Source organism: Labrenzia sp. 5N (assembly GCF_012395805.1).
Taxonomy (GTDB): Bacteria; Pseudomonadota; Alphaproteobacteria; order Rhizobiales; family Stappiaceae; genus Roseibium; species Roseibium algicola.
Genome location: NZ_JAAZTM010000020.1, coordinates 286,857 through 306,113 on the forward strand (window position 1 = coordinate 286,857; position 19,257 = coordinate 306,113).

At 57.2% G+C, this 19,257-nt stretch carries 16 protein-coding genes; 6 read left to right on the top strand and 10 right to left on the bottom strand.

Features of this window, described 5'->3' with window-relative positions; genetic code table 11:
- Positions 1 to 3: 3 nt before the first annotated feature.
- From xdhC to HEP89_RS21915, 7 genes are all read right to left on the bottom strand, one after another.
- The gene (gene xdhC, locus HEP89_RS21885) at positions 4 to 1,017 is read right to left on the bottom strand and encodes a xanthine dehydrogenase accessory protein XdhC (protein WP_168693030.1); all 1,014 of its coding nucleotides are present in this window, start codon (positions 1,015 to 1,017) and stop codon (positions 4 to 6) included.
- On the bottom strand, positions 1,017 to 3,353 hold the full coding sequence (xdhB, locus tag HEP89_RS21890; RefSeq protein ID WP_168693031.1) for a xanthine dehydrogenase molybdopterin binding subunit: 2,337 nt from the start codon (positions 3,351 to 3,353) through the stop codon (positions 1,017 to 1,019). The genes xdhC and xdhB overlap by 1 nt, the downstream gene beginning before the upstream one ends.
- Complete coding sequence (xdhA, locus tag HEP89_RS21895) at positions 3,337 to 4,821, bottom strand: xanthine dehydrogenase small subunit (RefSeq protein ID WP_168693032.1); 1,485 nt, start codon at positions 4,819 to 4,821, stop codon at positions 3,337 to 3,339. The genes xdhB and xdhA overlap by 17 nt, the downstream gene beginning before the upstream one ends.
- Positions 4,822 to 5,157: 336 nt before the next feature.
- Positions 5,158 to 6,108: a LysR family transcriptional regulator gene (locus tag HEP89_RS21900; protein ID WP_022998636.1), complete on the bottom strand. Its 951-nt coding sequence runs from the start codon at positions 6,106 to 6,108 to the stop codon at positions 5,158 to 5,160.
- 13 nt (positions 6,109 to 6,121) lie between these two features.
- Positions 6,122 to 7,099 carry a quinone oxidoreductase gene (locus HEP89_RS21905; RefSeq protein WP_031268497.1) on the bottom strand — a complete coding sequence of 326 codons (978 nt, stop codon included), beginning with the start codon at positions 7,097 to 7,099 and terminating at the stop codon, positions 6,122 to 6,124.
- Between the two features lie 229 nt (positions 7,100 to 7,328).
- The gene (locus HEP89_RS21910) at positions 7,329 to 8,045 is read right to left on the bottom strand and encodes a CDP-alcohol phosphatidyltransferase family protein (RefSeq protein ID WP_168693033.1); all 717 of its coding nucleotides are present in this window, start codon (positions 8,043 to 8,045) and stop codon (positions 7,329 to 7,331) included.
- A 180-nt stretch (positions 8,046 to 8,225) separates the two neighbouring features.
- Positions 8,226 to 9,161, bottom strand: a complete 936-nt coding sequence (locus HEP89_RS21915) for a DUF2182 domain-containing protein (protein ID WP_168693034.1) — start codon at positions 9,159 to 9,161, stop codon at positions 8,226 to 8,228.
- Positions 9,162 to 9,339: 178 nt separating this feature from the next.
- On the opposite strand from HEP89_RS21915, the gene HEP89_RS21920 reads away from it, so the two are divergent.
- Complete coding sequence (locus tag HEP89_RS21920) at positions 9,340 to 10,542, top strand: UbiH/UbiF family hydroxylase (RefSeq protein ID WP_168693035.1); 1,203 nt, start codon at positions 9,340 to 9,342, stop codon at positions 10,540 to 10,542.
- Positions 10,543 to 10,562: 20 nt separating this feature from the next.
- Here HEP89_RS21920 and HEP89_RS21925 read toward each other — a convergent pair whose 3' ends face one another.
- Together HEP89_RS21925 and HEP89_RS21930 are read right to left on the bottom strand one after the other, a co-directional pair.
- Complete coding sequence (locus tag HEP89_RS21925; protein WP_168693036.1) at positions 10,563 to 10,985, bottom strand: DUF1801 domain-containing protein; 423 nt, start codon at positions 10,983 to 10,985, stop codon at positions 10,563 to 10,565.
- 42 nt (positions 10,986 to 11,027) lie between these two features.
- Positions 11,028 to 11,984: an AEC family transporter gene (locus HEP89_RS21930; protein ID WP_168693037.1), complete on the bottom strand. Its 957-nt coding sequence runs from the start codon at positions 11,982 to 11,984 to the stop codon at positions 11,028 to 11,030.
- 225 nt (positions 11,985 to 12,209) lie between these two features.
- On the opposite strand from HEP89_RS21930, the gene HEP89_RS21935 reads away from it, so the two are divergent.
- From HEP89_RS21935 to hspQ, 3 genes are all read left to right on the top strand, one after another.
- Positions 12,210 to 13,175 carry a lysophospholipid acyltransferase family protein gene (locus HEP89_RS21935; RefSeq protein ID WP_168693038.1) on the top strand — a complete coding sequence of 322 codons (966 nt, stop codon included), beginning with the start codon at positions 12,210 to 12,212 and terminating at the stop codon, positions 13,173 to 13,175.
- 82 nt (positions 13,176 to 13,257) lie between these two features.
- The gene (locus tag HEP89_RS21940; RefSeq protein WP_168693039.1) at positions 13,258 to 14,298 is read left to right on the top strand and encodes a CoA ester lyase; all 1,041 of its coding nucleotides are present in this window, start codon (positions 13,258 to 13,260) and stop codon (positions 14,296 to 14,298) included.
- 102 nt (positions 14,299 to 14,400) lie between these two features.
- Positions 14,401 to 14,724 (top strand): heat shock protein HspQ, encoded by a 324-nt coding sequence (hspQ, locus tag HEP89_RS21945; RefSeq protein ID WP_022998644.1) that lies wholly within the window; start codon positions 14,401 to 14,403, stop codon positions 14,722 to 14,724.
- 100 nt (positions 14,725 to 14,824) lie between these two features.
- On the opposite strand, the gene HEP89_RS21950 is transcribed toward hspQ, so the two are convergent.
- Positions 14,825 to 15,436, bottom strand: a complete 612-nt coding sequence (locus HEP89_RS21950) for an invasion associated locus B family protein (RefSeq protein WP_022998645.1) — start codon at positions 15,434 to 15,436, stop codon at positions 14,825 to 14,827.
- Positions 15,437 to 15,701: 265 nt separating this feature from the next.
- Here HEP89_RS21950 and HEP89_RS21955 point away from each other — a divergent pair, with 265 nt between their 5' ends.
- Together HEP89_RS21955 and HEP89_RS21960 are read left to right on the top strand one after the other, a co-directional pair.
- Positions 15,702 to 17,573, top strand: coding sequence for an extracellular solute-binding protein (locus tag HEP89_RS21955; RefSeq protein ID WP_168693040.1), 1,872 nt, complete (start codon positions 15,702 to 15,704; stop codon positions 17,571 to 17,573).
- Between the two features lie 24 nt (positions 17,574 to 17,597).
- On the top strand, positions 17,598 to 19,229 hold the full coding sequence (locus HEP89_RS21960; RefSeq protein ID WP_077292865.1) for a class I adenylate-forming enzyme family protein: 1,632 nt from the start codon (positions 17,598 to 17,600) through the stop codon (positions 19,227 to 19,229).
- Positions 19,230 to 19,257 lie beyond the last annotated feature (28 nt).

Below are 19,257 nucleotides of genomic sequence, written 5' to 3' on the forward strand. Positions count from 1 at the left end.
GCCTTATTGACCAAGTGTTAGTTTTTGTGCAAGCCCCCCGGCTGCAGCGGCCTGTTGATGATTTCCAGCTTCGTCCCGAACCAGCAGATCGACAGCTATTCCTGCAGCGATTGCAGCGGGTTGTTTTGATTTGACTGAAGTCACCCCGACGGGACAGACCATGTTTGCCGTCAAAGTGTCATTCAGCCCCCGGGCCTTCAGTCGTTTCAGGAAGCGCGCCCGCTTGGTTTTGGAGCCGATCACACCGCAATAGGCAAAGCGTTGTTGAAGCAAGGCACGTGCCATGATGTCTTCATCCAGGGCGTGCGAGTGGGTCATCGCCAGGACAAAGGCGCCATCAGGGGCTTGTTCAAGGCAGACAGCTGGATCAGGGTTTGAAACTTTCCGGACATTTCCCGGAACTGCCGCCGGAAACTGGTCCGCCCTGCTGTCGATCCATGTCACGCTGAAAGGCAGAGGTGCGAGCGCAAGGACAACAGCTTTTCCTACATGCCCTGCACCAAACAGATAAAGTTCGCGCCGCTTGCTGCCAAATTGCTCGATCAGCAGTTGCTTGCCCGTTTTTTGGTCAAGTTGAAGGAAGAAGCGGTTCGTTGAAACGTCCGGCAGCAGATCGCGTGTCTGCACCACACCGTTCACAACGCTGGCCTCGGTGGAAAACTGCGTTCCATCGATCTCCCGAAGCGAGAGTGTCTGAGCCATTTCAAGCGATGACGTTGTCAGCACCTCGATGGCGATTTGCGTACGCCCACCGCAGCACTGACCGAGGTCCGGGCCAAGCGAGACATTGTGGAGCTCGAAGCTGGCCACGCCATCCAGGATAGCTTTGTGTGCACGGCGGATGGCTTCGAACTCAAGCGTGCCGCCACCAATCGTGCCATAAAATCCACCACCAGCCGTTACCACCATACGAGCACCGTCTTCACGTGGTGTCGAGCCGTCGGCACGAGCAACGGTTACAAGTGCACAAGCGCCGTTTCGCTTCAAACAGTCGGCAATGTGCCCCCAGACCTTCATCAGGAGATCTTCCTCCGGCGCATATCCTGGACGGCTTTCATGATTGCCTCAGGTGTTGCCGGTGCGTCCAGATTGGGAACAACTCCCGGGCTAAGGCTCGCGACGGCATCATTGATCGCGCAAAACACTGCATTGGCCAACATGACAGGCGGTTCGCCAACGGCCTTGGACCGGTAAACGGTTGCCTGAGGGTTGCCGCTGCCTTCATAGAGACGGACGTTGAATTCCTCTGGAATGTCGGATGCTGTCGGGATCTTGTAGGTCGAGGGAGCGTGGGTACGAAGGCGCCCCTTTTCGTCCCAGACCAGTTCTTCGGTGGTAAGCCACCCCATCCCCTGAACAAAGCCACCTTCGATCTGCCCCAGGTCAATCGCAGGGTTCAGTGAATGGCCGACATCGTGAAGAATATCCACCCGGTCGACGGTCATCTCGCCGGTCATCGTATCGATTGTCACCTCGGCGCATGCGCCGCCAAAGGCAAAGTAATAGAAGGGGCGCCCGGTAGCGCTTTCTCTCTCCCACGTTATCCCTGGCGTTGCGTAATAACCTGCGTGTGAAAGCTGAATACGTGCCATGTGCGCCAGCTTGGCGACTTCCGAAAGGGCAAAGCTCTGGTCACCGACAACCACCTTGTTATCGCCGAAGAAGATTGCTTCCGGTCCGCATTGATGCAGTTCGCACAGGAAGGTTATCAGTCGGTTCTTGATTTCCTTCGCCGCCAGCTTGGCGGCCATGGCGTTGAGGTCTGTCCCGGAAGATGCAGCCGTTGGGCCCGTGTTGGGAACCTTTGAGGTGTTGGTGGCGGTGATGCGTACCTTGGTCAGGCTGACACCGAATTCCTCCGCAACAACCTGCGCCACTTTCTGATACAGCCCCTGGCCCATCTCGGTGCCACCATGGTTCAGATGAATCGAACCGTCGGTATAAAGATGAACGAGCGCACCGGCCTGGTTGAGATGTTTCAGCGTGAAGGAAATGCCGAACTTAACCGGTGTCAGGGCCAGTCCCTTTTTCAGAACAGCGTTGTTTTCGTTGAAGAAGCGCACATCATCACGTCGTGCCCAATAGTCTGAACTCTCTTCCAATTGGGCGATCAGGTCATGCATGACCTGAAACTCTTCCACCGGCATGCCGAAAGGCGTCAGGTTCCGTTCTCCGTCATAGAAATTCAGCTTGCGAATTTCGAGCGGGTCCTTGTCGAGACTGATCGCGATCGCATCGATCATGCGTTCGGCAGCGAGCATGCCTTGCGGTCCACCGAACCCGCGGAATGCGGTGTTGGAGCAGGTGTCCGTGCGCAAGCGCCGGGAGCGGATGAGTGCATCCGGGTAGAAGTAGCTCGAATCGGCATGAAACAGCGTTCGATCATTCACACCGAGTGAAAGATCGACGGAATAACCGCAACGGGCCAGGAATTCCATGTCGACGGCGCGGATGCGACCTTCGCTATCGTGGCCGACCTGCCAGTTGACCTTAAAGTCGTGCCGCTTGCCAGTCATGATCATGTCGTCGTCGCGGTCGAGGCGGATCTTGCAGGTTCGGCCTGTGTGACTGGCTGCGACGGACGCCAGGGCAGCCCATTGGTTCGCCTGCGATTCCTTGCCGCCGAAACCGCCTCCCATGCGGCGAACCTCAGCCGTGACAGCGGCATCGGGTACACCGAGCACCTTGGCAACCGTGTGCTGAATTTCGGTCGGGTGCTGGGTCGAGGAATACACCAGCATGCCGCCGTCTTCCTGTGGCTGGGCCATCGCGACCTGGCCTTCCAGGTAAAAATGCTCCTGTCCGCCGATTTTCATGCTGCCAGTGAGGATTTCCTCGGCTGCGTTCATGCCGGTTTCAGGCGAACCACGCCGGAACTGATAGTCCGGAAGCACTGTGGTGTCCGCGTCGACAGCGTCTTCAGCGGTCAGGATGGGGGTGATCGGTGCAATATCGATCTTTGCCTTCAACGCCGCTTTGCGCGCCAGGTCTCTTGTTTCGCCAACGACGGCAAAGGCGACCTGCCCGTAAAACAGGATTTCATCCTCGGCGAAAACAGGATCATCGCCAAAAGCGGATGAACAGTCATTCTTTCCCGGGACATCCTTCGCGGTCAGGACGGCAACCACACCTGGTGAAGCCTGAACCTCTTCAAGATCCATTGCCAGGATCCTGCCCCTGACAGCCTGTCTCGACCAGCCGGGCACAACGTGAAGCGTGCCAACGGGCTCGACCATGTCGTCGATATAGGTCGCCGTGCCGGAAACGTGTTTTGTCGCGCTGTCATGCGGCAACGCCTTGCGGACATGCTTCAGGGGTGTTGTCAGGTCGTTGGGATCAAGCTGCGCGGTCATGGCCTGCCTCCCGCTTGGCAAGCACACGGAGTTCTTCCGGTGCGGTGCCGCTGACCTCCATAAGAGCCTTTGCGAGCAACGCCCGCGCCGTTTCCATTCGGTACTCGGCACTTGCGCGCATATCTGTCAGTGGCGTGTAATCGGACAGCAATGCCTGCATGGCCGCGCCCCAGGTGGACGGATCGTCCAGCGAAGCTCCTTTCAAGGCAGCTTCCGCACCGGTTGCCCGTTTCGGTGTTCCAGCCATGCCGCCAAAGGCGATCCGGGCATCGGTAACCACCCCTTCTCCATCCACCGTCAGGCGGAATGCTCCCATGACGGATGAGATGTCCTGATCGAAGCGCTTGGTGATCTTGTAGCAACGGAAAGCCTGATTTGCAGAAAGCCGGGGCACGAAGAGACCGGTGACGAACTCTCCCGGTCTGCGATCCTGCTTGCCGTAGTCGATGAAGAATTCTTCCAGCGGCAACGCCCTTGAGCCTTCTGCGGAATGCAGTTCCAGAGTTGTCCCCAGAGCGATCAATGCGGGTGGTGTGTCGCCGATCGGCGAGCCATTGGCGATGTTGCCACCGACTGTTCCCGAGGCGCGAACCTGCTTCGAGCCGATCCGGCGCCAGAGTTCACCCAGGTTTGATGAAATGCCGGTCATGGCTTCTTCGGTCGCGGCATAAGTAGCCGTTGCGCCGATCAGCACCCCGGACGGACTGTCTTCGACACGGTCGAGGCCCTCTATTCGGCCAAGCCAAATCATCTTGGGCAAGTCGCGCAGATGCTTCGTGATCCACAGACCGACATCTGTCGCCCCGGCAACGAGGGTCGCATTGGGGTGCTGGCCGTAAAGAGCTGCCAAACCGTCAAGCGTTGCCGGCGAGGAAAAGAAGCAGTCGCTATCTCCGATGAAGACATCGCTGCTGTCGGTCAATTGCCGCAACTGTTCCCGCGTTTCATGAGCACGCCAAGAAAAAGCATCGTCTGCAGCGTCAAAACAAGAGTCCAACGCCGCGTCGATAATCGGCCTGTAGCCCGTGCAGCGACAAAGGTTTCCAGCCAGCCATTCGGTGACGGTCTTGCGTGATTTTTCCGCCCCTGCGTAATGATAGAGCGTGAAAAGCGTCATGATGAAGCCGGGCGTACAGAACCCGCATTGTGAACCATGCATCTCGACCATCGCGGCCTGAACCGGGTGGAGCCTCGTATCGTCGGAGAGGTCTTCGACAGTCACCAGTTCAGCGCCATCAATCATGCCGAGCAACTGGATGCAGCTGTTCACGGGCTGATAGACCAACTTGCCGTCGATCAATCGGCCAAGCGCGACGGTGCAGGCCCCGCAGTCACCCTCGCCGCAGCCTTCCTTCGTTCCGGTTTCGCGGCGGCGGAGGCGCAAGTAATCGAGAACGGTTTCCGTTGGACCGACATTCGCAAGTTCAACGATTTCACCACCCTTGAGGAAACGGATCGTGTCACGCATAGGCCTGATTCCCCATGTTAGCCAAAAACGGATCGGAGACATCTGATGCGTAACAGTTTGAACACTCCGCATGCATTGGGAGCATTGCATCACGAGCCGTAAAATGGTGGTCATGGAGTACCCGGTGCGAAGCATGCGGACGAGGTGCCTTACCCATGCTCCACAGCCTGCTCAGCAGGCCGCTTTCGGGCCCTACCAGGGCTGTATTCAGATCGTGCGTAGGCAAACGCCCCATCAGTTTTCTCCCTCGCACGGCGCATTGCCGCAAAACTGTCACAAAAAATGTGCCTTAAAAAAACATGGAACCAAAGCGCTCATTTGAGACCGCAATGTTGCCTATTTGGCATCAAGAGCTGAAAGTTGGTCCCTCAAAGCGAACACGGCATGGTCGAAAAACATGCCCGGCGCAAGCGCAAGAGCACGCAGAGACGACGTTACCACACAGAGTCGGTCGGCCTGAAGCGGCGTATCGGACAAAGGTTTGAAGATCAGGAAACCGTTGGCAAGGTCGTCTTCGCAACCGATCATCGTCTGAAAGCCAATTACCTGTTCCTCCCTGGCAAGGGCTCGCATCAGCCTGAGCGAATTGGCTTCCACATAAGTGCGCGAAGCGCCGGGTATCCGGCTTCGAACGATGTCCAGGCGGGTGCGCAGTGACAGTCCTTCTGCGGGCAGCGCCACCGGATATTTCAGGCAGTCTTGCAGTCCAAGTGTTTTCGCTCCGGCCAACGGATGATCCGGACGCATGAGTGCTCCGATCACGAGATCATGGTGAAAGGCGGTTGTGAGCGCCGAGGTCTCCGGCGGGTCGAAGGTGAAGCCGACATCCGCTTCAGCCGCCTCTACCTTTCGGGCGGCTTCTCTGGATGAGGAAATCGAGACATTCACGTGAATGCCGGGATAGCTCTTGCGAAAAGTGCTGATGACCGCCGGGAGGAGCTTTTCGGCAACGCTTTCGACGCTTGCAATCGAAACCGTACCGCGTCGCAGTCCCTTCAAGGCGTCGAGTTCGGCAACCGTGCCTTCGAAATCGGAATAGGTGCGCCGGATATGTGCCAGCAGCAACTCTCCGGCTTGCGACAGACGCAGGCGCCGGCCGACACGGTCAAACAACTGCAGTCCGAGAGCCTCTTCCAGCCAGAGAACCTGCCGGTTGATGGCAGATGACGCCACGTTGAGCTCCCGGGACGCGGCGCGGATCGAGCCGGCCTCGGCGACGGCCAGAAAATAGCGCATCGCCGGGCTGTAAAGATTTCGAGAAAGATCCTGTGCTCGTCCGGACCGCATGAAATTCCTGCTCTTAGGGGATCAGGACCGTGGTGCCGGTGGTCTTGCGGCCTTCAAGGTCCTGATGCGCCTGGACGGCATCGGCAAGCCTGTATTCCTGGTTGACGCCGATCTTGACGATGCCTTTCTGGACGACATCGAACAATTCGCCCGCGGTCGCTTCCAGTGCTTCGCGGCTGGCGATGTAGCTGAACAGCGTCGGCCGGGTTGCGAACAGAGAGCCTTTCTGGGCGAGGAGCGCCAGGTTGAAGTCGGCGATCGGCCCAGAGGACTGACCGAAAGTGACCCAAAGACCCCTCGGTTTCAGGCAGTCGAGCGATCCGGGATAAGTGTCCTTGCCGACACTGTCATAAACAACATCGCAGCCCTTGCCGCCGGTAATATCCTTTACCCTGTCGACAAAGTTTTCAGTCCGGTAATTGATCACGTGCTGGTAGCCGTGTGCCTTTGCAAGTTCGACCTTTGCTTCCGAACCGGCAGTGCCGATGACAGTGGCGCCGAGATGTGCTGCCCATTGACCGGCAATCAGGCCGACGCCTCCGGCAGCAGCGTGAAACAGCAGCGTCGTGTCCGGGCCAACGGAATATGTCTGGCGCAGAAGATACTGTGCCGTCATGCCCTTCAGCATCATGCCGGCAGCGGTCTTGTCATCAATCCCGTCTGGCAGGACGACAAGACGATCAGCGGGCACGATTCTTTCCTGCGCGTAGGCGCCGAGCGGGCCAACATAGGCAACACGGTCGCCGGGGCTGAGATGTGTCACACCCTCACCGACCGTCTGTACGACCCCAGCCCCCTCGTTGCCGGGGCTGAACGGCACGCCGGCAGGCGCGGGATAGAGGCCGGAGCGGAAATAGGTATCGATGAAATTGAGGCCGACTGCTGTGTGGCGGATGCGCGCCTCACCTGGGCCGGGCTCACCGACTTCGATATGTTCCCAGCGCATGACATCCGGTCCACCGGTTTCGTGTACGCAGATTGCTTGAACCATGACTTTATCCCCGGGGTGATGGGCCGAGACCGATTTGGTCTTGCGGCAATTGAAGTTGGCAAGACCATAAATGATTTCAACGCCATCGGAAAAGGTCATTCCGAAGCATAAATGGCATCAGGCGTTCGTGACGCTTCCTTCCGGTCAGCGCTTCAAGAGAAAGCGCGGCACAACACCGGCGCCTTGGTTCGCGCCAGTGCCAAAACTGTATTTTGAATGTAGGGAAAGGTCAGTCGACCCTGTCGAGCAATTGCTGAACAGCAGAGACCAGCAGCAGATAGAAGCTGGCTGCCGTGAATGCCCAAGCGAGCGGGCCGTTCAATGCCATACCGTCCAGAATTGCGTAGGCGGCCAATCCCATCCAGAGCAGTGTCACCGGCAAGGTAATCATGCGCCAGCGACGCACGCGGACAGGATGGACAAAGCGGACCGGAGCGAACGTCAATGCGCAGCACAAGAGCACGAACATGATCGTGAAGCTTTGCGATGGCGACAGAACCATAAGGCCGAAAACGACCATGTTCCATCCAGCGGGAAAACCCTTGAAGGATCCGTCGGGTGTCTTCATGCCGTTGTCGGCAAAATAAAGAGCGCCGGTAAAGACCACGAGCCCGTCACAAATCCAGTTCCAAGGACTTGTCAGCATCAAGCTCCAGGAAAGCGCGAAAGCGGGAAGAAACACGTAAGTGGCATAGTCGATCACGAAATCCAGCGAGGCACCGGACCAGCGAGGCAGACGCTCTGCAATCTTGTAACGGCGCGCCAGCGGGCCATCGATGCCATCGATGAAAAACGCCAGTCCAAGCCAGGCGAACATCTCCGCCCAGTTTTCACGCGCACCTGCCAAGAGGGCAATAAGAGCGATCGGAGCACCGGAAGCCGTCAGGATATGGATCAGGAACAGAGCGGGCTCAGTCCTCTCTTTACCTGGTGTAATATCCGCCACGGGGTTCCCTCACTTTATGATCTGAACGCAGTAAACTGGTGCATTTGCGTTCTGAGATGTGTGCGGTTCACGATTGACCCGCTGGCCCATGGATCACACACTGACGCTGATACGGTCCTTTATTGCAATCGTATGACAGTGTGAACCTAAAAAACAGTCCCCGCACCAATAGCAGTGAATTTAGGTTGCCGCATTTCCCAAAAGGATGAGGGAAACGAGGAGACCTGCCCAGACCAGCAGAACAGCCCCGATGGCAGGTGGCAGAATGCGGCTCGGGAACGTTTTTTCAATGGCCATCAACGCGCCGAGCAGCGCGATCCAGACGATGTTCATCAGGCCGACCGCGAACATGACAGTCATTACCGCCCAGCAGCAGCCAAGGCACACCCAGCCCTGCACCAACCCTTCCCGCAAGCCAGACATCGCACCCGGCCCAGCATCGTCACTGGCAAACACCCAGCGCGGATACCAGCAGCGCCGGAGACAGGCCTTCTTGGAGGGGGTGAACTGATATAAACCAGCGGCGAAGAGGACCGACGTCGTCAGAGCCATGCTTGCAGGTGCCATCATATCCGTCATGGCACCCGCCCTGGACAAAGCCCATTGCGCCGCGGTTGCTGCGACCGCGTAGCCAAGCCAGACCGCCAGATAGCCGAACATTGCGGTGACAACGAGAAGTACCGGCGTTGCCGTACTGCCGGACTGTGCCGAAAGCTCGGTGTAATAGGCCCGAAGCATCGGCACGGCCGTAGGCAACATCATGGCAAGGGCCATCATTGCCCACATCAGGAAGATCTTCACAAGATCAACTGTCGTCATGTCCGCACCAGGCATGCCGAATGTTGCGCTGGTCGGCAGGCAAAGAACCGCAAGTGCGGCCCGCGCTTCCGCAGGCAAACCTGCGAACTGGTTGAAACTGTTGAGAATCACCATGCCGGGTCCGGCTTCGCTCATATCCATGACCGGCACCATGTCGGCTACCATTGCAATCAGGTATGCCCAGCCGGCGGCGGCCAATATCGAGACCAGCACAAGCACTAGCGGCCAGCCACGCATGTTTTGTTCCGGCTTGGTGGAACCGGCCTGATTGGAAGATGTGCGCGTCAAACTCGTCATTTCGGCCTTTAGGTGGCGTGTGTGTCCGGGGTCTTGAGACGTCTTAGCGGATTAGTCGAGGCAGGCATTTGATCTTACTCATGGTCGACCTTGAATGCCCTGCGTGTATTCGTCCCGTTGATTTTGAGCCCGCAAACAGCAATTTAGATCTCAAGATCAAATCAGATGGAATTTTACCATGTCCAGCAGCCACGCGCCGGAACAGTTTGACATTGCAATCGTCGGCGGAGGGCCATCCGGGCGAATTGCAGCTCTTGCTCTGGCCCAGCAGGGATTGTCGTGTGTCCTGATTGCCCCCTCAATGGAAATCAAGGATGGCCGGACAACCGCGCTGTGGCAGCGTTCCATCGATCTGTTGCGCGATATTGGCGTCTGGTCGGACACAGAAGACAACGCCGCATCCTTGAAGAAGATGCGCATGATCGACAGCACGGGGCGGCTTTTTCGTGCACCTGAAGTGGTCTTCGACAGTTCTGAGCTTGGCCTTGAAGAGTTTGGTTTCAATATCTTGAACAGTGAACTTAACGCAGTACTTGAAAAATTTTGTGCTGCGCAATCCGGACTGGAGGAGATTTCGGACACTGTCGAGAGTGCCGAATTCGGAGACGATCACGCTACCCTCGTCACCAGTGGGGGTAGGACGATTTCAGCCAAATTGGCCGTAGCTGCAGATGGCCGCCGATCGACACTGCGTGAAGCAGCCGGGATTGAAGTCAAAAGCTGGTCCTATCCGCAGGTGGCTGTTGTTCTGAACCTTGAGCACCGGCTTCCACACCAGCAGGTCTCGACCGAATTCCACACTTCGACTGGTCCGTTCACACTGGTACCGCTCCCCGGCAGACAGTCATCACTTGTTTGCGTGGAAACTGCGGACGGTGCTGCAGATCTGTTGGCGATGACGGACGAGGACCTGGAAGCGGACCTCGAACGGCGGGCACATTCGATTCTGGGTCGGTTCAAACTGTCTACGAAACCACAAAGTTTTCCGCTTTCAGGACTGACTGCCACTTCCCTAGTTGGGCCGCGTCTGGCGCTTGTGGGCGAGACCGCGCATGTCTTTCCGCCCATCGGCGCGCAGGGTCTGAACCTGTCTTTGCGTGATATCCGGGACCTCATCTCCGTCGTGGCATCGGCCAAGCGCGCGCACGCCGACTTTGGTGGCAAGACCGTTTTGAGTGCTTACGAGAAGAAACGGTTCAGCGATATCCGGACACGGACAAACGCGGTGGACATGCTGAACAGATCGCTGCTGACAGGCTTTCTGCCGGTTCAGGCTGCGCGAAGCGCGGGCATGTATCTGGCCGGCAAGATTGGTCCGTTGCGGCGCTTGCTCATGCGGGAGGGCATCGCACCGGGAACCGCCTTTCAATTGCATCGATAGGCGGTTTTCGGGTGCTGCTTTCAAACCCGTGTCCGTGCTGCTGATCGCTTGGCGCTGTGATACGTCAGCGCCATGCCGATCATCTGACGGAGCGCATCCTCTGGTAACGGCCGACCTTGACTGAAGTGAACGCTTCTATCGCCGCCGAAGATGAGGTCCGGGAACATTGTACGCCAGTCAGACACCAGTGAGGACTGGCAATTGACAAAGAGAGCAACGTCCCCTGCCCCGGAATTGTCCCGGTCTATCCGGATTGTCGTTCCGGTTTTCGGGCACTTCGTCAGATAGCTGGCCTGACCCCATTTCATGGTTTCTTCCAGTTCTCCGATATCGTCGCGCTGCGTCGCCGTCTCGGCTATCAATGACCTGATGGTCAGCAGTCTTTCGCGGATATCCGCCGGATATCTTTCGAATATCGCAAGGACGTCCGGATTGTCTTTCACCACAAGTCCTCTTGTTGCGACCAGAATATCTGATTGGATTTTCTAGCCACCAGTTGGAAGGAAACCGCTCGTCAGCGCCCAGATGAAACCGGTAACGGTGATGATCGACAAGGCCGTTCCTATCAGTACGAAGCTAGACGCCCGCTGAACATACGTTCCATATTGCTGCGCAATTACAAAGACGTTTGTCGCCGGCGGCAGGCAGGACATCAGAACCGCGGTTGCGATCCAGTTGGGATCGAAGCCGCCAAGCCAGGTCAGAAGCAGAAAAATCAGGATTGGGTGCAGCAGCAACTTCACACCCAGCACCAGAGGCAGTTCCAGCGGTATCCGACCGATCGGACGAAGCGCAATGCTGACGCCCATGGCAAAGAGGGCGCAAGGTGCTGCCGCATTGCTGAGATAGCGCAGAAGCGTATCTATCGCTTGAGGTGGCTTGACCTCAAGCGCGGCGGCGAAGACGCCGGCAATCGTTGCCAGAATGAACGGATGGGTGAAGATCCTGACCACAATCTTCTTCAAGGTCCCGAGGATCGATTCTTCTTCGGTACCGGCCAATGCCATCATCAGCGGCGCCAGAATGAACATCAGTGCATTGTCAAAGGCCAGAATGAGCGCAGTCGGTACGGTTGCCTGCTCACCCAGAACAGCCAGCGTCAGCCCCGGCCCCATGTAACCGATGTTGGAATAGGCCCCGGCAATGCCCAGGATCGTGGATTCGCCGATGTTGCCGCGTGTTGCGACCACACCTATGCAGAAGGAGATCGCGAACACGATGTAGGTCGTGAAGGTCGTGGCGGTAATGTAGGACGCGTTTGCGAGCTCTTCGATCGGTGTCTCAGACAACAGACGGAAGAAGAGCGCCGGAAGGGCCAGGTAGATCACGAAGAAGTTCATCCAGCTCAGGCCTGCCTCGGGCAGGTTCTTGATCTTGCCGGCACCGAAGCCGAGAAGGATCAGTCCGAAAAACGGAAGAGCCAGTGAAATGACGTTCTGCATTCAAATACCAAAGATGAAGACGACGCGCTGTATCGCGGTTGGTTGGGTTTGAAGGCGCTTGCATCTTGCGCCTGGCTTGGATATGGACGCGTGACTTGGAGGTCACCTCGGTGATCCGCATTCCAATCAGGTCTGAGGGCGCATCGCAAGGCCCCAATCAGTCGGACAAGGTCGGAAGTGCCCTCTTTTCAGGACGGGCGGACAACATGAAAGCATTCGGTCGTAATGTCCCGCAAAAAAAAGCAGCGTAAACACCCGAAGCTCACAGCTGTGCAAAACCGGGTGGAAGGCTTTGCGCTGACGGTAGCCATCTGGCTGTTCCGCCTGATCCCCTTGGACGTTGCCTCCTATGTCATGGGCGCCTTCTGGCGTCGGCTCGCACCGTTCAATCCCAGACACAAGCGTGCTCTGCGCCACTTGAAGAAGGCCTTTCCGGGCATGCGGCGCGCGGAACGAGAACTGATTGTGCGTGGAATGTGGGAGAACCTCGGCCGCGTGGCAGCCGAAACTTTCCACATCGACCGGCTTCTGAAACAGGACTACCGGTTTGAAGCAGTTGCGGATGAAGTCACCGAACAGGTTCTGAACGGCGAGCGTGCCTGTTTGTTCGTCTCATTCCACAGCGCAAACTGGGAATTGTGTGTTCAGCCCGCCGTCCGGCGCGGGATCGAGATAACGGGCGTCTATCAGGCTCTGCGCAATCCAGAGGCCGACAAGGCCCTGCAGGCACTGAGGAAAGACCTCTACAAAGGTGGTCTTTTGTCGAAAAGCCACCAGACCGCTCGCAAGATCCTGGCGACCCTTAAAAGCGGCGGTATCGTCGCGATGATGGGAGATCTCAGGGAAACGCGCGGTGTGCAGGTGCCTTTTTTCGACCAGATGGCTTACGCCACGCCGGTCCCGGCTTCGCTCGCCCGGTCCTGCAACGTGCCGATTGTTCTCGGCCGGGTCGTGCGCAAAAAAGGCGTGCATTTCCGGATTGAGGCCCAGGCCGTCGAAGTGCCTGTAACGGATGACAGGCAGGCGGATATCGAGGTCGCAACCGCCAGGATCCACGCAATTTTCGAAAACTGGATCCGCGAACACCCCGAACAATGGATGTGGATCCACAAGAAGTGGGCGCCTCCAGGTAAAACGTCTGCCCAGAAACAGGCCCGGCGCGCAGCAGCGGCTCGTCTGGAAGACGATTAAGCCTGTTCGCCTTTCGGGGTATGGTTGCAGCGCAGCATTGACGTTATAGCTATTCCTCAAACTGGTGGAGGACAGCTGTTTCATGAAAACCCCAAGCGCATTCTACAAGCCGCTCGCAATCGGCGCGCCGGACCCGTATCGCGAGCTTCCCGTCTCGCTGGAGCGCATGATCCATTTCGTCCCTCCGCATATTGAAAAGATGCGGTCCAAGGTGCCGGATCTCATCAAGAACGTCGATGTCGTACTCGGCAACCTTGAAGATGCAATCCCCGCCGATGCCAAGACCGATGCCCGCAGGGGTTTCATTCAGATGGCGCAGGAAAATGACTTCGGGACCACTGGCCTGTGGACCAGGGTAAATTGCCTCAACAGCCCCTGGTTTCTCGACGACCTTCTTGAAATCGTTCCTGCGGTCGGAGAAAAGCTCGACGTGGTGATGCTTCCCAAGGTGGAAGGTGCCTGGGATATTCATTATCTCGACCAATTGCTTGCGCAGCTTGAAGCCAAGGCTGGTCTTTCCAAGCCGATCATGATCCACGCCATTCTGGAAACGGCCGAAGGCGTCAAGAACGTCGAAGAGATTGCAGCAGCCAGTCCGCGGATGCATGGCATGAGCCTGGGACCGGCAGACCTTGCGGCTTCGCGCGGCATGAAAACAACACGTGTGGGCGGCGGCCATCCCGACTATGCGGTCCTTTCAGATGCTGACGGCGCAGGTGGCCGAACCGCTTATCAGCAGGATCTTTGGCATTACACGGTCGGAAAGATGGTCGATGCCTGCCTGTCTTACGGCCTGAAGCCTTTCTACGGCCCGTTTGGTGATTTTTCCGATGCGGCAGCCTGCGAAAGTCAGTTCCGCAATGCATTCCTGATGGGCTGCCTTGGCGCGTGGTCCCTGCATCCGACACAAATCCAGATCGCGAAGAAGGTTTTCTCTCCGGATCCGGGCGAAGTCGCCTTTGCCCGCAAGATCCTTGAGGCTATGCCGGATGGAACCGGTGCCGTGATGATCGACGGCAAGATGCAGGATGACGCAACCTGGAAGCAGGCAAAGGTGATCGTCGACCTTGCAAAACTGGTTGCATCCAAGGACGCGGAACTCGCGGAGGTCTATGGCCTTTAGACTTTCGCAAGGCTCGTCGTCTAAGGTTTAATGTTACAATGCTTGCACGCCGGCTGCCGACACGGTATCCCGGCAGTGCATGCAGTATGCGGACGAGTAACCATGCGAACGGCAAAATTCAGAATTGGCCAGGTCGTCCGGCACCGGATCTACCCCTTCCGTGGCGTTATTTTCGATGTCGATCCGACCTTCAGCAATACGGAAGAATGGTGGAACGCCATCCCGGAGGACGTGCGTCCTTTGCGCGACCAGCCGTTCTATCATCTCCTCGCCGAGAACGAGGAGACCGAATATGTGGCCTATGTCAGCGAACAGAACCTGGAAGCGGATATGACCGGTGAACCGGTGCGCCATCCGCAGGTTGAAGAGATTTTCGAGGAACAGACGGACGGCTCATATCTGCCGCGCAGCGTAGAGATCCACTAATCGTCTCAATTCCCGACGATTTTCAGTCTTGATCTTCAAATATAAAAAAGGTCGGAACTTTCACAGTTCCGGCCTTCTTCAATTCTGGCAAAGCAGCTTCTTACTGGCTTTGCTTCTGAGCGTCGATCAGCTTCTGACGCGCTTCGTCAGCGCGCTTCTGCAATTCGCTCTGCAGTTCTTCCTGACGCTTTTGCAGCTCGGCAATGTTCATCGGCTCGCCGTCGTAAACCTTGGTGAAGCCGATCAGGGTCATCTTGAAGACGATTTCCTTGGCTTGCTGGTTATACGGCGCCACAATCACCTCACCGCCCTGCTTCATGGTGTTGATGAACGAGTCATCAATCGCCAGTTCTGCGTAGCAGGCATTGGGTGCGCAGATGCTGTACTTGCCCTGTACGGGCTTGCCATCATCGATCTGGATACGCACACCCGGCTGGATAAGAACGCCGGTCGGTACAGCGACCAGCAGTTTCTTGCGGGCTTCGCCCTCAGTTTCCTGAATAGCAATGTTACTCAGGAACTGTCCGGTATTTGTGCGCAATTCAATCGAAATAAAGCAGATTTCCTTCTGCGTGTTCGGATTGGTGTTACACGCTTTCGTCCATGGGCTTTTTTCTTCCTGGGCGATTGCGGGTGCACCTGCAAAAGAAGATAGGGCTACGAACGCACCTACTGCACATCCGAACAATCCTCTTTTCAAAACACTCGTCATCGATACGTCCTCAATCGTGCGTGTACGAAACTTTCGCGTTGTTCTGAGCCATTCCGGAACCAACCGCAAGGCCCGTAACGACATTCAAACCGTGAAACCATGGTAAGACACTTAATTTGGGCGAGAGGGTGGCCGATTTGCAACGCACCCCTGTCAGCGAATTGAAACCTGAATATCTTGCGGTTTGTTGCTTGTCCCGGGCGCGTCCGTGGGAACCCTGTGCTACTGTAATCGCTGAGAATCAACAGAATCTCCGGCGGTGGTGATGCGTAGTTCGATAGTTTCCGGTCTTCTTTTTCATGCCGGCAAGGCGATCGGTTTGGCAACCTCGTCTGCATGCCTGCTTGCCTTGACAATCAGCCTGCCCGCCAGCGCGGACGATGAAAACGTCCCCTGGACGCATGCAATCGCCATGCACGGGACACCTGCACTTGGACCTGACGAACCATTTCCCTATGCCAACCCCGATGCGCCCAAGGGCGGCACAATCACGCTTGGTGTACAGGGAACCTTCGACAGCCTGAATTCCTTCATTGTACAGGGTGGCTGGACCTCGGCACGTGGAATGCGCGAACGCGAATTCGGCAACAACATTCTGGAAAGCCTGATGGTCCGCTCCTATGCAGAACCCTTTTCCCTTTACGGTCTTCTGGCGCAACGTGTGCGCATGCCGGACAGCCGGGAGTGGATCGAGTTCGAGCTTAATCCGGATGCAAGGTTTTCCGACGGGACGCCAGTCACAGTCGATGATGTCATCTTTTCTCTGGAAGTGATCCGCGACAAGGGGCGCCCGCCCTATCGAAACTGGTATGCAGCTATCACCGAAAAGCAGGTCACCGCACCGAACCGGTTGAAGCTGGTATTCGAAAACGGTGAAAACCGCGAACTGCCGCTGTTGATCGCGTTGGCTCCAATTTATTCCAAGGCAGCCACGGACGCGGAGAATTTCGACAAATCGTCGTTGAACCCGCCGACCGGCACAGGGCCGTACACCTTCAAGACGATCGAGCCAGGCAGGCTCGTCGTTTATGAGAAGAACCCGGACTATTGGGCCAAGGACCTGCCTGTCAAAGCCGGTTTCGACAATTTCGACGAGATCCGGGTAGAATATTTCCGCGACGAGACGACCTTGCAGGAATCCTTCAAGAAGGGTCTGGTCCAGGCGTTGCAGTTCCGGGATCCTGCCCGTTGGGCAACGGGGCTTGATTTTCCGGCAGTGAAAAATGGCGATGTTCTCAAGCGGGCAATTCCGCTCGGGATTCCCGCCGCCATGCAGGGCATCGCATTCAACACCCGCAAAGACCAGTTCTCCGACCCGGCCGTGCGCAAGGCCTTGCGCATGCTTTTCGATTTTGAATGGGTAAACCGCAATCTCTATTACGGACTTTACACGCGCACGGCAGGGTACTGGGACAATTCCGAGCTTTCATCGGTTGGCCGTCCGGCAAGCGACCGGGAAAAGGAATTGCTGGCTCCCTTCCCTGACGCCGTCGATCCCGAGGTTATGGACGGCACATGGCGTCCGGCGGAAGCGGACGGTTCAGGACGTGACAGAAAGGTGCTGCGGGCAGCGCTGGAAGCCTTCGGCGAGGCCGGTTACAGCCTCAAGGACGGAAAACTCCTGCACTCCGAAAACGGCAATCAGCTTTCCTTTGAAATTCTTGCCAAGAATGAGGACGAAGAAAAGCTGGCTCTCGCCTATATCCGTACTCTTGAGTTGCTCGGCGTATCCGCAAGCGTACGCAGTGTAGATCCGACGCAATTCGAAGACCGCAGGACGAAACGCGAGTTTGATATGGTGTTCAACACCTGGTTCTCCTCGCTGTCCCCTGGCGCTGAGCAATATGGACGCTGGTCGTCAAAAGCAGCGGAAACGGAAGGATCCTTCAACTTTGTGGGCGCACATGAACCGGCGATCGATGCGATGATCGACGAGATTGTCGGTGCAAGGAGCCGCGACGAATTCGCGGCTGCCGTTCGCGCATTCGACCGCGTTCTGATTTCGGGAGCCTACGCAGTCCCGCTTTATCATGTCGCGGACGATTGGGTGGCGCACTGGAAGCAGATCGTTCCGCCGCAAAACGAGTCGCTCTACGGCCACGAGTACGACACCTGGTGGTCGGCCACGGCGCAATAATCGGACCAATGGACGAAAAACAAGATGAAAGCCACGCCTGAAAGCCTGTCCACGGAGTATCATGAGAGCGGAGCCTGGTCCGATGTGCCGCTTGATGAAATGTTCCGCAAGACAGCCGCAGAACACCCCGACCGGCTTGCGCTGGTTGATGCTCCCGACAGGGCTACCTGGACAGGTGGCGCTCCCCGAGCGTTGAGTTATGCCGAAGCCGATCGGGAAATTGATCGTCTTGCCGCTTTCTACACCACCGTCGGGCTGTCATCCGACCATGTCGTCGGTGTCCAGGCTCCCAACACAGTCGATACCGTAATCGCGATCCTGGCAGCCCTGCGAGCAGATCTGATCATTTCTCCCTTGCCATTGCACTGGCGGCAGAAGAACGTTCTGGAAGCCTTGAACTCCATAGGCGCCAAGGGATTTGTCGCGGCTGACCGGGTAGAAACACGCGAGGTTGGTGTTGCCGCACGCGATGTTGCTGCAGACCTGTTCTCGTTGCGGTTTGTTTTCGGCCTAGGCAAGGACGTTCCCGATGGTTTGATCGAATTGGGGCCGATGCTTGCCGAAATGGGTGACGATCTGAAGTTCACTCCGAGTGAGCGCCCTGATCCGGCTGACCACACTGCGACCATCTGCTGGAGCCGAAGCGGAGAGGAAAACGTTCCGGTTACACGCTGCCATAACCATTGGGTATCGGTCGCACATATGATCGTACAGGAAGCTCATGTGCGCGATGCCAGCGTGATGGTCCTCCCCTATTCGCTCAGCGGCTTGACCGGCCTGGGCGGAGGACTGGTTCCGTGGTTGCTGACCGGCGGCACCTTGCATCTGCACCACCCGACTTCACTTGCCAATCTCGCTGCTCATGCCAACGAAGTTCAGGCGGATATCGTCATGACACCCGGGCCGCTGGCACAGACGCTCGACCGTAAACTTGAAAACACCAAGACGACGCTACTTGCAGCCTGGAATATTGCGGCCCCGCACCCGACGACTTTCGTTGCGAGGCGCCGTCTGATCGATCTTCACATCGCTGACGAATTCGCACTCGTTGCCAAGGCGCGAGGTCCCTCGGCGAAGATGAAGGCCACCGCGCTGGGAAAGCATAGCGGGCCGATAGGGTGTGAAAGCGGGCCAGCCCTTCTCGAGATTGCGGTCACCGACGAGGTAGATACGCAAGCTCCAACGCTTCTGGTGAAGGGACCAATGGTTCCCGATGTCGGGTGGCGAACCATCAATGGTGACCAGCGGCGCGTCCGCTGGGAAGGTACCGGTTTTCTGAATACCAACATCAAGGTTGAACTGACGGATGGCGGCATCGCAGGTTTCGGTATCCCGGGCCACTATGCCCTTGGCACCGGCAACCTTGAAACGGTGGATGTTGTCTACGCAGGGTACCCGGGCGTCAAGGAAGCTGCTGCCTTCATAGTGGAAGATCCTCTCCTCGGAGCCAGGATGTACGCAGCGCTTGTACCCGAGGCCGGGAACGTTCCAGATGCTGGTGCCTTTTTCGCGTATCTGGATGCCGAAGGCGTGGACCTTGCCAAGATCCCCCATCGTGTGTTGATTTTACAGTCTCTGCCGCGGAACGAGGATGGAACCATCAGCCGGGAACGGCTGACCATGCGGACACAGCGATTGCCTGCTGCCGTGGCGTAGGTGGGGATAAGGAATGGATGTTGAAACC

What these genes read in the sequence shown, in the direction of transcription:
- HEP89_RS21920 (WP_168693035.1), top strand. Translation starts at nt 9,340, where the DNA reads ATGTCCAGCAGCCACGCGCCGGAACAGTTTGACATTGCAATCGTCGGC.
- HEP89_RS21930 (WP_168693037.1), bottom strand. Translation starts at nt 11,984, where the DNA reads ATGCAGAACGTCATTTCACTGGCTCTTCCGTTTTTCGGACTGATCCTT.
- hspQ (WP_022998644.1), top strand. Translation starts at nt 14,401, where the DNA reads ATGCGAACGGCAAAATTCAGAATTGGCCAGGTCGTCCGGCACCGGATC.
- HEP89_RS21940 (WP_168693039.1), top strand. Translation starts at nt 13,258, where the DNA reads ATGAAAACCCCAAGCGCATTCTACAAGCCGCTCGCAATCGGCGCGCCG.
- xdhA (WP_168693032.1), bottom strand. Translation starts at nt 4,821, where the DNA reads ATGCGTGACACGATCCGTTTCCTCAAGGGTGGTGAAATCGTTGAACTT.
- HEP89_RS21905 (WP_031268497.1), bottom strand. Translation starts at nt 7,099, where the DNA reads ATGGTTCAAGCAATCTGCGTACACGAAACCGGTGGACCGGATGTCATG.
- HEP89_RS21900 (WP_022998636.1), bottom strand. Translation starts at nt 6,108, where the DNA reads ATGCGGTCCGGACGAGCACAGGATCTTTCTCGAAATCTTTACAGCCCG.
- HEP89_RS21935 (WP_168693038.1), top strand. Translation starts at nt 12,210, where the DNA reads ATGTCCCGCAAAAAAAAGCAGCGTAAACACCCGAAGCTCACAGCTGTG.
- HEP89_RS21960 (WP_077292865.1), top strand. Translation starts at nt 17,598, where the DNA reads ATGAAAGCCACGCCTGAAAGCCTGTCCACGGAGTATCATGAGAGCGGA.
- HEP89_RS21955 (WP_168693040.1), top strand. Translation starts at nt 15,702, where the DNA reads ATGCGTAGTTCGATAGTTTCCGGTCTTCTTTTTCATGCCGGCAAGGCG.
- HEP89_RS21950 (WP_022998645.1), bottom strand. Translation starts at nt 15,436, where the DNA reads ATGACGAGTGTTTTGAAAAGAGGATTGTTCGGATGTGCAGTAGGTGCG.
- xdhC (WP_168693030.1), bottom strand. Translation starts at nt 1,017, where the DNA reads ATGAAGGTCTGGGGGCACATTGCCGACTGTTTGAAGCGAAACGGCGCT.
- xdhB (WP_168693031.1), bottom strand. Translation starts at nt 3,353, where the DNA reads ATGACCGCGCAGCTTGATCCCAACGACCTGACAACACCCCTGAAGCAT.
- HEP89_RS21915 (WP_168693034.1), bottom strand. Translation starts at nt 9,161, where the DNA reads ATGACGAGTTTGACGCGCACATCTTCCAATCAGGCCGGTTCCACCAAG.